Genomic DNA, 15043 nt, shown 5'->3' on the forward strand with positions numbered 1-15043 from the left:
TGGAGCCCGACGAAAAGAGCGACTGCCACTATTCCGACCAGGCCCTCCGTTCCGCCGATGGCCTCCTTGTCAGCTTGAAGCGAGCCGTCCCGAGGGCACCCACCCGTCTGACGAAGACGGTCAGCGTCCGGTGAAGTGCGCCACGGTCCCAATGAACGCATGCCGGTCTGCCAGGGCGGCGAGTTCGGCCGCCTGGATGGATGCGGCGGGTATCGCGCCGTCCGGTCCGGGCAGGTCGCGGGTCGCACATGCATCGGCGGCGACGGCGATCGCGTAGCCGAGATCGAGCGCCGCGCGGACGGTGGAGGAGACGCAATTGTGCGTCATGAAGCCGGCGATCAGGACGGGAGTGCCCGAAGGGCCGATCCGCTGCGCAAGATCGGTCTCCGAGAAGCCGTTCGGCCGGATCTTTTCGACGACCGCCTCGCCGTTCATTGGGCGAAGCGCGGGTATGAAGGCACCGCGATCCCCGCCCCGGTCGAAGAAGCCGCCCGACGCACCACGATGGGCGACATGGACGATGCGGCTGCCGGCGGCGCGTGCGGCGGCCAGGAGTTCGGCCGCCCGATCGACGGCGTCGTCGACTCCATCGAGCCGGAGTGGTTCCCTCAGATATTCGTTCTGGTAGTCGATCAGGACCAGCACGGCTTCGTCGAGCCGTGGCGGTCGCGGCTCGCGGCCGGCAAGCTGGAATAGGGTTCGGGGTATCACGGTCATCTCCGGAAAGGCCGTGGAACTTCAGGGAAGAAGAACGGCACTGCCGGTGATGCGCCCGGCCTCGAGATCGGCTTGCGCCTTTGCGGCGTCGGCGAGGGCGTAGGTGGGGCCGCTGCCGGCGGCGATGCCCGCCTCGATCATGGCAAACACCGCACGCACCGCGTCCGGATAGAGTTCACGCTCGGCGCAGTGGGCCATGACGCTGGGGCGGGCGAAGATCAGCGATCGCATCGGCCCGATTTCCTCGACCGCGACCGGCGGAATGGGGCCTGCGGCCTGTCCGATGCTCGCCACCACGCCGAAGCGGCGAGTGCAGAGGAAGCTGCGCGCCAGCATCGTTCCGCCGATGCCGTCCACCGTGAAGTCGACGCCCCGACCGGCCGTCAGCCGTGCGACCTCGCCGACGACGTCCGCCTCTCGACCGACGACAACGTGATCGGCGCCGTTCGCGCGGGCGACTTCGGCCTTTGCTTCCGAGCCGGCCGTCCCGATCACCGTGCCACCCAGATGCCTGATCCAGCGCGTCAGCACCGCGCCGAGCCCGCCCGCCGCCGCGTGGACGAGGACGGTATCGCCGGGCAAGACGGGATGGATGCGCGTCAGCAGCATGTGCGCCGTCAGTCCACGAAAGAGCGAGGCGGCCGCCGTTCGTGGCGGGATCGTCTCCGGCAGCGGGACGGCGCGCCAAGCCGGCAGGCGTCGCGTCGCGGCATAGGCGCCGGGCAGCCCGGCATAGGCGATGCTCTGGCCGACGGTAAGGTCGCAAACGCCCTCCCCCAGCGCTTCCACGATGCCGACACCCTCGACGCCGGGAATGGCGGGGTCGGCGAGCGGGTAGAGCCCCGTGCGGTGATAGATGTCGATGAAGTTGAGGCCGATCGCCTCGTGCCGCAGGCGGATCTCGCCGGGTCCCGGCGCCTCGGCCGGCCAATCCACCGCCACCAGCTGCTCGACGCCGCCCGGCCGGATCAGCCGGACAGCCTTGTCGGCATTCTTGTTGTCCATGTCGTCGTCCTTTCTCGTTCGGGGTAAGGACTACGTCGTGTCTGATCGTCTATGAATTCCCCGATTTCGCGCAGCGCTTGGGAGAAAATCGCTGATGGATTGGGACGACCTTCGCCATTTCGCTGCCTTCGTTACTGCCGGCAGCCTTTCCGGCGCCGCGCGCGAGCTGCGGATCGAGCATGCGACCGTCGCACGGCGGATCGCGGCTCTCGAAGCGACGCTGGGCCTGAAGCTGATCGATCGGCGCGGTCGGCGGTTGATCTTGACGTCGGAGGGCGAGCGGGTGGCAGCGCTCGCCGAGCGCATGGGCGAAGAGGTCCGCACCGTGGAGCGGCTCGCAGCCGGCTCGCGCTCGGACCTGGAGGGCGAGGTCACGATCAGCGCGCCCTCGGCCTATGCCGCCGGCTTTCTCGCTCCAAGGCTTGCGAGGCTCCGGGAGCGCCACCCCGGTCTCAGCGTGCGGCTTCTCGGCGAAGCGCGCACCGCTTCCCTGGAGCATCGCGAGGCCGACGTCGCCATTCGCCTCAGCCGTCCGGATCGCGGCGACCTCACGGCGGTGCGGATCGGCGCCATGAGCTTTCGCCTCTACGGCGACGTAGCCTATCTCGCCAAGACACGGCGGGCGGACTGGTTCTTCATCGGCAACGAGGGGCCGATGGCGAGCTCGCCACAACAGGCGGCTTTGGAGCGTTTCGCCGGAAGGGAGCGGTTCGGCTTCCGCGCCGACCATGTCGAGATCCAGGTCTCGCTGGCGCGGGCCGGCGCGGGCATCGCCATGCTGCCGGATTTCCTCATTGGCGAGGGTGCCCCTCTCGTGCCTGCCTGTCCGGACGTTCCGCCGCTCCTGCGCGAAGTCTGGCTCGTCTTCCACACGGATATGAAGGCATCGGCGCCTGTCCGCGCTGTGACCGAATGTCTGCGCGCGGAAGGGACCGAAGGCATGCTGGATTGATCCTCGCTTCTCCAGAGCGCGAACGCCATCTTTGAATAACTCAGAGTCGGTCAGCCTGCGCTCGGCGTCAGCGCCCGCCCGCGCAGGCGCGATCGGGCCATCTCGAGCGTCCTCGTGTTCGACCAGCCAAACCAGCATGGCTCCCGCCTCGCGATCGGCCCAGAGGTGATAAGGGACGGCTTTGAAGGACGCGGGCACCTTCACGGGCGGCAGGCTGGCGCAGAATCCGTCGACCCGGTCCGCCGCCTCGGCCTTCAGGGCGGGCTCGGTGAGCGACACGGCTCCGGAGAAAAGCTCGGGCTCGTAGCGGGCCGCGATCTCGGACGAGCGGGGCAGGCGCAGCGGCTGCGGCTGGAAACCGAGATCCAGCTGTTGAGATAGCCATCCGGCATCTGACCGCTGGTGAGCTTGTCGACGAAGCAGCGCCGTGGTCAATCCATTCCGCCCATTGGAGTATGTAAGGGTGCCCGAACCAGCTGTGCATATTTCCCGAAACGCGGCGCTTCTCCGTGGAGAAGCAGAGCATGACCTCGAGATGCCAATCCCGCTCGGCTGACGTCGTTGCACGCCGCTATCCTACATCTATTCCAGATTATAAGAATTTTTTGTTATGTTTTATACATTAATAGTTAAATATTCAATGCATTGATCCACTGTAGTTGGACTTATATTTGTTCAAGCCGATGCAGCTCGGCCATTATAGCTGACCGTGATGGCTCGGCTCGGACACCCATGCACAGGTCTTCCGGTCACGGAACGAAGCGCGATGAGTCTCACGGACGGCATTCCGGCAAGGACGATCACGGTCCGAGACCTGCAGGGGCTTGCCGCTCATGCCGAGGCATGGGATCGCCTGGCCTGGAACGCGCCCCAGGCCCTTCCATCGCTGCTTCCCGCTTGGACTGAGGCCTTTTTGAAGCATCGCGTTCGGGAAGGCGAGTCTTGGTTCTGCAGCTTTGCCTATGTCGGCGACGAACTCGTTGGCGTGTTGCCGGTCATCGTCAAACCGCATCCCTTCTTCGGCCTTTCGGTCCCGCTGCTTCAGACTCCCTTCGACAATCTCACCGACTCAGGTGACGTCGTGCTCTCGCCGGAGCACGCGACTGGCGCGCTTTCGGCATTGCTGCAGGAAGCGGCACGCGAGCAGCCTCGCCATCTCGAACTCGCGTTTCCCGCAGTCCGGCAGAATTCGGCGCTTTGGAAGGCCGTCGAGACCGGATTCCCTGGGCACTCCGTGATAACGGGCCGGGTCTTTCCCTATGACAAGGTCGATCTTCTGATCGGGACCGAGGAATACCTGAGCCGCCTCGGCGGAAATCTGAAGCGCAATCTGAAACGGTACCGAAAGAAGCTCGACGGGAAGGGTACCGTAACGATCGAACTCCGATCGGGGCGGGGTGCCGACGACGGCTTCCTTCAGGAGTTTCTGGAACTGGAGAATTCCGGCTGGAAGGGGCGCGCCGGTACCGCCCTGCTTCAGCGTCCGAGCGAAACAGCGTTCTACGAGGCCCTCGTCAAGACGTTCTCCCAACGCCAGCGGCTCGAATGGCACCTGATCAAGGTCGACGGAAGGGTCGTCGCCGCGGGGCTCGGAATCCGCTGCGGTGGTGCTCTCATGCTGCCCCGCATCGCATTCGACGAGAGCTTTTCCGATTGTCAGCCCGGAACGCTGTTGACCGGCGAGGTCAACGCCGCCGCCTATCGACGCGGCGACCTGTTCGAGCTGAACCATATGAGCGCTGCTCCGTGGCACAGGAACTGGAACATGCAGCAGGAGGATTACACGACCATCCACCTGGTCCGAAAAACCGCAACGGCCGCCTTGTTCCACATCCCGCCTTTGGCCACCCGGATCCTGCTTCACCAGCACGTCAAGCCTCGCATTCCATCGAGCTGGAAGGCGGCCATCCGGAAACGATTGGCCTAGATGACGAGATCCTCGCGGCACACGAGACGGTGTATCGGGGCCAGGATCCGGGCAAGATCCTGGTGAGGATCTGACGCGCGGTTCAGCCGCGCCCCTAAATATCCCCGTAATCGGCATGACATCATCCAACCGTCGCACGGCGCGGGCCGTGCGACGGTTGGGCCGACCGATGTCCGTGGTCGAGCGGGCGGCGCGGAACGTCCGTCAGATCCGATCAGCCCTTCACGGCGCCGGCCATCGTGCCTTCGAGCTGCGAATAGAGCAGCATGCCGAGGAGCATCGGCGGAAGCGCGGCGACGATCATCACCGCCGAGGCCACCCCCCATAAAACGCCGCCGCCCCCTGCGGAGAAGAAGAACGATGCTCCCACGGTGACCGGCACCGCGTCGCGTGTGGTGAGCATCAGGCCGAACAGGAACTCGTTCCAGGCGGTGATGAAGCCGAAGACGAGGGTGGTCACGATGGCCGGCCGACACAGCGGCACGACGATCCAGACCAGCGTCTGCAGACGGCTGGCCCCTTCGACCGCCGCGGCTTCCTCGATTTCCTTTGGCACCTCGGCAACGGCATTGAGCAGGAGAACGAGCGTCAGCGGCAGATTGACGACGGCCAGGATCAGGCCCAGGCCCAATTTCGTATCAAGCAGGCCAAGCCATTGATACATCATGTAGATCGGGATCGCGAAGATCACCAACGGCATCACCCGCAGGTTGACGATGACCGGAAGAAGATATTTCCGCCCGAGACCGCTGCGCGAGATGGCATAGGCGGCCGGCAGGCACAGCAGAATGGCCAGGACCGTGCCGATCGCCGAGGCCGCGAAGCTGTTGACGAGATAGGCCGAGATATTGATCCGGTCGGAATTGGCGAAGATCGCCCGATAGTTCTCCAGCGTCGGCTGTTCGATGAAAAGGCTCGGATTTCCAGCGACCTCCGCCGGCGACTTGAACGAGGTGACGAGGGTCACGAGCACCGGGAAATTGACCGCCGCCAGGGCGACGACGAGCACGATTGCACGAAGGGTGGTGAGCAATCCTGTTCTCAACCTAGGCATCCCGGCGCGAGGCGAGCGCATTCAGCGCCGTCAGAAGAAGCAGCGACACGGCAAAGAGCAGCATCGAGGCGGCGACCGCGCGGCCGATCTCCGATTGCCGGAAGAACGTCTCGTAGATGTAGATCGATAGCGACTTGGTCACGCCGCCCGCCCCGCCCCCGGTCAGGACGTAGACGTTGTCGAACACCCGCACTCCGTCGATGAAGCGGATGAACAGGGCGACGGCCAGCGTCGGCAGCATCAGCGGGAAATCGATGAAACGCAGCCGCTGCCAGGTGTCCGCGCCATCCAGGGCGGCGGCCTCGCGCACATCTTCGGGGATGGCGCGATAGGCGACATAGAAGAGCAGGAAGGCGAACGGCGTCCATTGCAGGCTTTCGACCACGACCAGCGTCGTGAAGGCGTTGTCGGGCGTGAGGAAGCCCGGACTGGTTCCGAACCATTGGTAAAGATAATAGGGAACGGGGCCGACGAATTCGTGCAGCACCAGCCGATACATCAGCCCGACCAGCGCCGGTGCGACCATCAACGGCAGCATCAGCCCGGCGATCAGCCGCGGCAGCCGTTGCAGAAGCGGTGCCAGAAAGATCGCCAGAAACAGGCCGGCCAGACACTCGACCACGGCCGTGACCAGGCCGAACCGCAGGGAGAAGTCGACCGCACGCCAGAACGCCGTGTCGCGAAGCACCTCGGCGTAGTTGCCCAGCCCCGAAAGCACGGGGCTGCGCAATGTCTGGAAGCTGACGTCCGACACGCTGTAGACCAGGTTGACGGCAGCCGGAAAGCCGAGAAACAGCAGCAGAAACATGACCAGGGGGGTGATCATCACGCCCCAGGCCAATCGGCCTTTCTGGCTTGTCGTGTCTGCCTGCATGCTGGCCGGTCTCCGTCGCGCGCCACGATGTCAAAGCCGGCCGGGACATACCCCGGCCGGCGGCTTTTTCAGTCCTTCAGAAGGTCCTTCATCCCGGCTTCCGCATTCGCCAGAGCCTCGTCGAGCGTCCGCTCACCGCCCCAGTACCCGGTGAACTCGCCGGCCTGCAGTTCATAGACCGACAGCGCCTTGGCCGAGGTGCCGCCCTTCATCACGAAGCCGTAGTTGACCGCGTATTCGCCAAGCTTCGGCAGATCCGGACGCTTGTCCGCGATCTTCTGCGCGACCTCGGGCGTCAACGCCGGCGATCCCTGGTTGGCGGCGTAGACCAGCGCCGCCTCCTCGGTGGACAGCCACTTGATGAAGCGGGCGGCGCCCTCCTTGTTCTGGGCGTTGCGGTTGATGCCGAAGCCCAGGCTGTGAATGTGGGTGAAGCGCCCTTCGGGACCGGCCGGCGGCGGCACCGTCGCGACCTTGTCGGCGACCACGGGCGACTGCGCCGGGTCGGACAGCACCGAGGCCGCAGCGTTCCATTGCAGCATCGCGGCCACCTGGCCCGAGGCGAAGGCCGAATTGGCCTCGGCGAATTCGTAAGAGAGCGAATCGCTCGGCGTCGCCGCTTCGTCGTAGAGCTTCTTGTAGAGTTCGAGGCCTTGCCGATAGGCATCGGAATCGACCGTGATCTCGCCGGCCTCGTTCATCCAATCGCCGCCGTAGGACTTCGGAATCGACTGCCAGACCATAATGTTGAACAACAGGTTGCGCATCTGCAGCACCGTGCCGTAGCGGGTCGGGCTGTCCGGATTGACCGCCTTGGTGAAGTAGAGGGCGGTCGCGGCGTAGTCGTCCCAGGTCCATTCGGAAGGATCCTTGGGCTCCAAATCCTTGCCCAATTCGCTCTTGGCGATCTCCTTGTAGCGGGCCTGGGCGTCAGGATCGGACAACAGCTGGTCGATCAGGTCCTTGCGGTAGTACATGAAGTGCAGCGAGAGATCGGTCGGCACGCCGTACTGCTTGCCGTCGTACTGCATGGTCTGCAGAACGGATTCGCCATAGACGGATGCGGCGTCCGGATCGAGTTCGACCGGCTCCATGAAGGGGGCATAGCGGCCGATCGAATAAGTGGCGAGCAGGTTGGCGTCGAACGCCGTGGTGCCGGCCGCGAGGTCGGCCTGCAACTTGTCCCAGAACCCGTCGCGATTGAAGAAAAGCAGTTCCACCTTGTCCTCGTCGGCGGTCTCGGCTTTGGCGTTGTAAGCGTCGGCCGCGGCCCGCAAGGCGACCTCCTCCGGCCCGCCAGGCCAACCCAGAACCGTTACGGTCGCCTCGGCGGAACCCACCTGCAGCAGCACGGCCACGCTGGCGGCGAGCACGGAGGTCGCAGTCTTCGCAAATTTCGGCATGCCTCAGTTCCTTTCGTTGACAGGACAGACAGTTTCGGCGAGGTCGGCCGCTCCCAGCAGGCCGGCGTCAGCCCCGAGGCCGGCCTCCATCAACCGGGGAGCGAGCCGCGGCGAGAGCCGCGAAAGGGCCGCACGGACGCGGTCGAGATAGCCCGGCGCCAGCCCGATGCCGCCACCCACCGCCAGCAGTTGCGGATCGACCGCGAACTGGACGTTCAGGCAGAGCGTCGCAAAGCGCGCCGCGGACTGCTGCAGCAGGGCTTCGGCCCAGCCTTCGCCGCGCCGGCTCGCCGCAAAGACGGCCTTGGCGTCGGGCGCGTGGCCCTGCTCCGCCGCCGCGGCGGCGATCCAACGCCCGGAGATGCAGGCCTCGGCGGGCTCGTCGCCGATCCCTGAAGACAGTCTCGACTGGCCGAAATGGCCAGCGAGACCGCCGAGCAGCCTGCCGCCCGCGACCACGCCGCCGCCGATGCCGGTCGAGACGGTCAGGAACGCCATGGTCGCGGTGGCGGGAAGCTGCGCACCGACACCCTGCCGAAACTCGCCCCAGGCGGCGGCCTGAGCGTCGTTCCAGGCATTCGCAGGCACGCCGAACATGGCCGAGAGGCGCTCGACCAGGGGGAAATCCGGGGGCACCGGCAGCGTCTGCGGATTGACGGCGGACCACCGACCGTCGGTCACCAGGCCGGTCACCGCCGCGCCGACGGCGCCGAATTGCCCCTGCCAGTCGACGGTCTTCTCGAAAATCTCGGCGAACCAGCCGTCCGCGCCCGCGCCCCGCGACATCGGAAATTCGCACCGGCGCAAGATCCGCCCCGTCTCGACGAGGGCCGCCGCGATCTTCGTGCCGCCGATATCCAGAGCGAGCGTGGTCGAAGCGTTCTTCATGAAGGGGCCGCGGCTCCGGCCTGATCTAGACCGCCGGCGGCATCGATCGCCTCGGCAAACCACCCGGTGATGTGCTCCGGGCGCGTGATCGCCGACCCGACGACGACGCAGAAGGCGCCGCTCCGCAACGCGGCTGCGGCCTGATCCGGCGTGTGGATCCGGCCTTCGGCAACGACGTTCTCGGTGAGCCTGCGAAGCGCGGCGACGAGGTCGAGATCAGGGTCGATGGGTTCGGCGCCACCGGTATAGCCGGACAGCGTGGAGCCAACGATGTCGGCACCCGCCGCGAGTGCGGCTTGCCCATCCGAGGCGCACGAGCAGTCCGCCATGGCCAGCGCACCCTCCTTTTTGATGACTGCAACGAGATCGGGGACTGCGGTCGGGCGGATCCGCCGGGTCGCATCGAAGGCGACGATGTCGGCACCGGCTTGGACCAGCGCGCGTGCATCGTCGATCGTCGGCGTGATCCGCACGGGCGATTCCGCCAGGTCCCGCTTGACGAGACCGATGATCGGCACCGCGGTCACGGCGCGCACCGCCGCGACATATCGCGCGGACTCGATCCGCAGGCCGCGAGCGCCTCCGGCCAACGCCGCGAGCGCGAAGGCCACGACCATCTCGGGCCGGTCGAACGGCCCGCCGGGTACAGGCTGGCACGACACCACAAGTCGCTGGCGCAGATCTTCGAATGGCACGGCAGTCCTCACGCTTCACTAGCATGAAGACGCTATCCCATTCTTCAAAGAATGCAACCGGTATTATACCGGTATTATCTTGTGAGCTCCATGACGAAGTCGTAGGCGTCGGCCAGATAGCGTGTCTGGGCCACCTCCACCGGGCGGTCTCCCGCATCGAAGCAGCGCCGCTCGACCAGGAGCAGCGGCGTGTCCGGTGAGCAGGAGAGATGGCGCGCGTCCTCGTCCGTGGCGGCGCAGGCGCGCAGACGCTGGACGGCGCGAACCGGAGCTCGCCCCACCGCCTCCAGGGCCGCATAGAGGGATTGGTCGACCGCCGCCGGATCGGCCAGCGCCGAGAGCGGCACGGCGGCCCGCTCCAGGGCGATCGGCACGCCGTCGGCGGTCCGGACCCTGTCGAGGCGCAGGACGAGGGCGCCAGGCGCCAGATCGAGATCCTGCGCTTCCTGCACCGACGGCTTCATGCGACGGCGCAGCAGCCAGATGCAGCCGGGTTGCAGTCCCCGCGCCGTGATCTCCTCGGAAAATCCGGTCAACCGCGTCAGCGACTTCACCACGCGGCCGGCCACCTCCGTTCCGGTGCCGGGATAGCGGACGAGCCAACCGTCGGCCACCAGACCCTCGATGGCTTTGCGCACGGTCACCCGGGACAAGGATAGCCCCTGGGCCAGGACCCGCTCGCCGGGTATAGGCTCGCCACGCCTGAGCGTACCGGCCGCGATCACGTCCTGCAGTCCGGCCCGTAGACGCTTGTACAGCGCACCGCGGTTCTCGGCCCCCGAGAGCCGCCCGCGCAGCCGATCCATGAGTTCTTCCGTCTCCATCGGCAGATGGATTGCTATACCGCAAAGCACCAGTCAACGCCGGGCTCGGCAACGGCCTGCGGAATTTCCGCTGGGCTTCGCCCTCGCCGGCGCAGACGCCATCGCAGCCGACTTGCGACGCCGAGCCGAGCGGACCCACGCCGCGCGCGACCGGCTGCGGAGAGAGGCCACAGCCTCAAGGATTATCCGGAGGGCGAGTCGGGCGGCTCCCGTAGGCCGCCGGTGGTCTCAAGCCTCGTCGAGCGCGTCCAATATGTCGAGAAAATCGGCCTGCGAGCGCGTCGGCTTCCAGCCGGTGCGGGTGGTGATGCCAATCCGACGCGCCGTCCCATCGAGGTTGATGGGAAGAATGACCAGAGCTCCGGATCTGACTTCCGCCTGCGCCTGGTGCCGCGACACGCAGCCGAGGTGATCGCTGGCAATGAGGATCTCGCGCATCAGAATCATCGAACTCGTCTCGATGATGCTCAACGGGCTTTCGGCCGCGCTCGCCACGATACGGTCGAAGTGCATGCGGGTGGGGATGCCCGATGCGGCGACGACCCAGGCGTACCGAACGAGATCGGCGATCTCGACATGCGCTTTCGTGGCGAGCGGATGGCGAGGACTCGCCACGATCGCGAGTTCGTCGTCGAACAGCGAACGCTGCTCGACGTCGTTGATCGGAAGCGGATCGCGCAGGGCGCCGATGATGAAGTCGATCTCGCCGCTGCGAAGCTCTTTCAGCAGTTCCGAGTACGAGCCGGTGACGATTCTGAGCGGCATGTTCGGCCAGCTTTGGCGGAAACGAACGATTGCGGCGGGCAGCCGATAGGCACGCGACAAAGGCAGCGCACCGATGACGATACGGCCGGCATCCCGGCCCCGAAGCTCGGCGACCTCCATTCTCGCCTGCGCCAGTTCTGCGAAGGCGAGCCGCGCCGCGACCGCGAGCGCTTCGCCGGCGCGGGTCGGCACGAGGCCGCGAGATTCGCGTGCAAACAGGGGGCGGACCGCTTCCTTTTCCAGGCGCGCCACCGCGCGGTGCACCGTCGGCTGAGCCAGGCCCATCCGCCGCGCCGCCAGGGTGAAGTTGCCCGTTTCACGAACGGCGATCAGCGCCTCGAGTTGAGCGATGGTCGCCGTCAGCCGAAGACGCGGAGCCATAACGGCAAACGCGCTGTCGAGCCGGGCGAGCGCCCGGTTGACCCGATCCAGAAAGACACGGCCGATGTCGGTGGTAAAAACGCCGGACGACGTGCGTTCGAGAAGCGGTTCCTCGAGTTGGGCTTCCAGCTTGCCGACCGCCTGGGTGATCGCGGGCTGCGATACCGCGCAGATCGTGGCGGCACGGGTCAGCGATCCTTCCTCCACCACGGTGGAAAAGGCACGCAGGTGACGCAGATTGAATTCCGCCTGTTTCCGGTCGAGCCGCCCCACGCCTCAGCGCTCCTCTGTCGAATGGTCCTCTGCACCCTGTGGCAGCGCGCCTCGTCGGCGGTCGACGCCATCGACGCGTCGGCGAAGGCGAAGGGTGACGCACCGGGCCGGCGTTCGACGGTCGGGCGGCCGCATTGTGGAGATCGCCCGAGGCAGAGCAATGCTCTTTACTGGACGAAGACGAAGCGAACAGCTCGACCCCCGAAGGGCCGGAACGCGCCGTCGTATAGCAGAACTTTATAGGAGGGGCATCACAAGGAATTGGTCAATGCCCAGCGGAGAGCGCAGGTCTGTCTGCCGGCCGACCTCCGGCCGTCCGGCGACCATCCCGCTTTTGTGGCAGATGCGTCGGGTCAGCCGGCTCCGATCTGCGGAATTCCTTGCTCATGACAATACGGAGATGGTTCGCCGCCGATCACGCGGAGCGGGATTCTCCGGCGCGGCCATGGAGAGCGATTACGCGGGTGCTGGGCGGAATCCATGCGTCGACAGCCCCACACCAAACCGCGGCGGCTTCGTTTGTTCCGCGCCGCGCTTCTCGACGAAAGCGCCTGGACCTTTCGTCCCGACGATTACATGAACGGCGCGTGGGCCGTGGCCGATCTGGCAAAGAAGCGAGCGTTGGGACAAAAGTCGGGCGTTCCCACGGCTCCCGCGGCTCCCTGGAGCCAGTCGGCGCATTCCCGTGTGTTCCGGCACAGCAGGCACCTGCGGTAGGCGCCCCCCATTTCGATTTCGGCCTGAACGAGACGGTCCATATCGACATCCAGCCGGGTCGCCATGGCGGAGAAGAATTGACAATGGCGCTCGATGCGAGCGCTCAGTTTTTTCGTGAGGGTCATCAACAACTCCCAATGTAGCCGACAAAGCCTGATCATCCTTGCGAAGGATATCCAACGGGTCGATGCGTCATATGCGATGGATCAATTTTGCGACGGCGGCGCGCGTCAACACGGTCGCAAGTACGGCAGACGAAAGCCCAAGCACCCGGCGCCGATTTGCTTCGGGTTGGGACCGGGCGACGCATCGGCCGTCGTCCTGCCGCAACGATCGAACGGCTTCGGAGATCGCGGCCGTGCGGTCTCCGGGAAGCGCATCGACGGCCGACATTTCCGGCAACGCTGCCAATCGATGAAATAGAGGAAGAAATGGAATCCATGTCCCCTTCGACGCCCTGCCGGCTGGCCCTTATCGGCTTCGGCGAGGCGGCCACGACCTTCCTGAAGGGATGGCCCGTCGCCGCCTCCGAGGTTGCCGTCTTCGACCTCAAGACCACGGTCGAAGAGACCGCCGCGGCCATGCAGGATCGGTATCGCGCGTTCGGCGTCGCCGGCTGCTCGTCGGCGGGCGAGGCTGTGCGCGATGCACCGATGGTCGTCAGCCTTGTCACCGCCGACCAGGCGGTCGCTGCCGCGGCCTCCGTCGCCGCCGCACTCATGCCTCGGGCCCTGTTCGTCGATGGCAATTCCTGCAACCCGCAAAGCAAGCGCAAGGCCGCCTCGATTGTCGAGGAGTCCGGCGGACGCTATGTCGACATGGCGATCATGGCGCCCGTCGCCTCGGCCGGCCATCAGACCCCGGTCCTTCTGGCCGGCCCGGATGCCACCGAAGCCAAGGAGCGGTTGGAGCAGCTGGCGATGCGGCCACAGATCGCCGGCAGCAATGTCGGCCAAGCCTCGTCCATCAAGATGTTGCGCTCGGTGATGATCAAGGGGATGGAGGCGCTTACAGCCGAATGCATGCTGGCGGCCCGCAAAGCGGGGGTGGAGAACGAGGTACTGGCGTCCCTTCAAGCGAGCGAAAAGCAGACCGACTGGGTCCGTCGCGCCAGCTACAATCTCGAACGCATGATGGTTCACGGCGTCCGGCGTGCCGCCGAAATGCGCGAGGTGGCGGCGATGATCGATCATCTCGGCCTGCCGGCGCGGCTCTCGCAGGCTGTCGTCGACTGGCAGGAGCAGATTGGCCAGCTTCATCTGCAGGGTGGACCAGACGATCTCGCCGACAGGGCCGACAGGATCCTGGGCGATCTCCCGGAACGCGAGACGCATAACGAGCCCGATCGCAACGGCAGTCTCTAGACTCTCTTCCTTGCCGTCTAGCTCCGCCCAATGGCTGAATTGCAGTGCATCCTCAGCGTCCAAAACCGCCGCGGATCATAAGGATCGCGATTGCTATAGCAGGATTTTATGGAAAGAGACGGCTTTCTGAATGGATTTGCCGTCTCTGCTGCTACACGATGTCGCATGGGAGTCATGCCTGAAAGAACATTGAATGCATTGGGAGGATGATCGAATGAAGACTTTGGCGAAATCCGCCGTCACCGCAGTGGCTCTGTCGGTGATAACGACGGCCGCCCTGGCCACCGAACTCAAGTTCGCCAATTATATGCCGGCCAGCAATCCCTACGTCGCCGGGGCCTTCGAGCCGCTGGCGACGAAGTTGTCGGAGGCCACCAACGGCGAAGTCACCGTCAAGATCTATTCCGGTGGAGAGTTGGGTGCCGGGCCGGTGGAACAGTTCATGCGCGCCGTCGACGGCGTGGCCGATCTGGTGGTCAGCCTGCCCGGCTATACCGCCTCGCAGTTCCCCTTGACGCTGATGTCCGAATTGCCCGGCGTGATGACCGAGGAGACCGGCACGCAGAAGCTCCTGGACAATCGCGATCTCTTCCAATCGGAATTTCGGCGCGTCCACCTGGTCAGTTTGTGGTCGAATGCCGAAAACGTGCTCTATACGCGCGACAAGCCGGTGCACACGTCCGACGACGTCAAGGGTATGAAGATTCGCGTGCCGTCTCGCAATACCGGCCTCGTCGTCGAGAGCTGGGGCGCCACTCCGGTCTCCATGCCGGTGTCCGACATCTACAATGCCTTGCAGACCGGCGTGATCGACGGCGCGCTGATCGACGGTACGGGAACCCGCGCCTTCAAGCTCGGTGAGGTTGCCCAGTATCTGACGGTCGGCATGGATACGACCCTGTCGCCGTTCTACATCGTCATGAACCGGGACAGTTTCGAAGGCCTGAGCGAAGAGCAGCAGCAGGCGGTCGACGAGATCGGCAAGGACGTCTCCGTGCTTGCCAACCAGACCCAGTTGGATGCGGCCCACAAAGGCATCGAAGCCTTTGGCGAGATGGACGGCAAGACGGTGATCCAGCTTTCGGAAGAGGAAGCCAAAGCCTTCAACGATCTGGCTCACCAAGTGACCGAGCAGGTCGTGGCCGAAGGCAAGGAGCAGGGTCTGCCTGCCCAAGAGATCGTCGACGCGCTTTCGTCGGAATAG

At 65.4% G+C, this 15043-nt stretch carries 14 protein-coding genes and 1 pseudogene; 4 read left to right on the plus strand and 11 right to left on the minus strand.

Annotation, left to right across the window (positions count from 1 at the left end; genetic code table 11):
- Window positions 1-120: 120 nt before the first annotated feature.
- Entirely contained in the window at window positions 121-717 is a 597-nt protein-coding gene (locus tag SMD10_RS14845) for an isochorismatase family protein (protein ID WP_331686492.1), read from the minus strand.
- A 21-nt stretch (window positions 718-738) separates the two neighbouring features.
- Complete coding sequence (locus tag SMD10_RS14850; RefSeq protein WP_331686493.1) at window positions 739-1722, minus strand: quinone oxidoreductase family protein; 984 nt, start codon at window positions 1720-1722, stop codon at window positions 739-741.
- A 94-nt stretch (window positions 1723-1816) separates the two neighbouring features.
- Here SMD10_RS14850 and SMD10_RS14855 point away from each other — a divergent pair, with 94 nt between their 5' ends.
- Window positions 1817-2674: a LysR family transcriptional regulator gene (locus tag SMD10_RS14855; RefSeq protein WP_331686494.1), complete on the plus strand. Its 858-nt coding sequence runs from the start codon at window positions 1817-1819 to the stop codon at window positions 2672-2674.
- 135 nt (window positions 2675-2809) lie between these two features.
- Here the strand turns inward: SMD10_RS14855 and SMD10_RS25600 are convergent.
- Window positions 2810-3241: pseudogene (locus tag SMD10_RS25600) on the minus strand (hypothetical protein); the annotation flags it as partial.
- A gap of 199 nt (window positions 3242-3440) precedes the next feature.
- Here SMD10_RS25600 and SMD10_RS14860 point away from each other — a divergent pair.
- Entirely contained in the window at window positions 3441-4601 is a 1161-nt protein-coding gene (locus tag SMD10_RS14860) for a GNAT family N-acetyltransferase (protein WP_331686495.1), read from the plus strand.
- 214 nt (window positions 4602-4815) lie between these two features.
- Here SMD10_RS14860 and SMD10_RS14865 read toward each other — a convergent pair whose 3' ends face one another.
- From SMD10_RS14865 to SMD10_RS14895, 8 genes are all read right to left on the minus strand, one after another.
- Window positions 4816-5634, minus strand: a complete 819-nt coding sequence (locus tag SMD10_RS14865; RefSeq protein WP_331686496.1) for a carbohydrate ABC transporter permease — start codon at window positions 5632-5634, stop codon at window positions 4816-4818.
- A 13-nt stretch (window positions 5635-5647) separates the two neighbouring features.
- A complete protein-coding gene (locus SMD10_RS14870) occupies window positions 5648-6529 on the minus strand; it encodes a carbohydrate ABC transporter permease (RefSeq protein WP_331686497.1) in 882 nt (293 codons plus the stop codon).
- A gap of 68 nt (window positions 6530-6597) precedes the next feature.
- A complete protein-coding gene (locus tag SMD10_RS14875; protein ID WP_331686498.1) occupies window positions 6598-7932 on the minus strand; it encodes an ABC transporter substrate-binding protein in 1335 nt (444 codons plus the stop codon).
- Window positions 7933-7935: 3 nt separating this feature from the next.
- On the minus strand, window positions 7936-8820 hold the full coding sequence (locus SMD10_RS25605; RefSeq protein WP_432757249.1) for an ROK family protein: 885 nt from the start codon (window positions 8818-8820) through the stop codon (window positions 7936-7938).
- On the minus strand, window positions 8817-9515 hold the full coding sequence (locus SMD10_RS25610) for an N-acetylmannosamine-6-phosphate 2-epimerase (RefSeq protein WP_432757250.1): 699 nt from the start codon (window positions 9513-9515) through the stop codon (window positions 8817-8819). Before SMD10_RS25610 ends, SMD10_RS25605 begins: the two co-directional genes overlap by 4 nt.
- A 74-nt stretch (window positions 9516-9589) precedes the next feature.
- A complete protein-coding gene (locus SMD10_RS14885) occupies window positions 9590-10321 on the minus strand; it encodes a GntR family transcriptional regulator (protein WP_331686499.1) in 732 nt (243 codons plus the stop codon).
- A 246-nt stretch (window positions 10322-10567) separates the two neighbouring features.
- Window positions 10568-11758 (minus strand): LysR family transcriptional regulator, encoded by a 1191-nt coding sequence (locus SMD10_RS14890; RefSeq protein WP_331686500.1) that lies wholly within the window; start codon window positions 11756-11758, stop codon window positions 10568-10570.
- A gap of 572 nt (window positions 11759-12330) precedes the next feature.
- Window positions 12331-12600: a DUF6455 family protein gene (locus SMD10_RS14895; protein ID WP_331686501.1), complete on the minus strand. Its 270-nt coding sequence runs from the start codon at window positions 12598-12600 to the stop codon at window positions 12331-12333.
- 315 nt (window positions 12601-12915) lie between these two features.
- Here SMD10_RS14895 and SMD10_RS14900 point away from each other — a divergent pair, with 315 nt between their 5' ends.
- On the plus strand, window positions 12916-13839 hold the full coding sequence (locus tag SMD10_RS14900; RefSeq protein ID WP_331686502.1) for an NAD(P)-dependent oxidoreductase: 924 nt from the start codon (window positions 12916-12918) through the stop codon (window positions 13837-13839).
- Between the two features lie 214 nt (window positions 13840-14053).
- Window positions 14054-15043 (plus strand): TRAP transporter substrate-binding protein, encoded by a 990-nt coding sequence (locus SMD10_RS14905; protein WP_331686503.1) that lies wholly within the window; start codon window positions 14054-14056, stop codon window positions 15041-15043.

The organism is Consotaella aegiceratis (assembly GCF_036541425.1).
Taxonomy (GTDB): domain Bacteria; phylum Pseudomonadota; class Alphaproteobacteria; order Rhizobiales; family Rhizobiaceae; genus Consotaella; species Consotaella aegiceratis.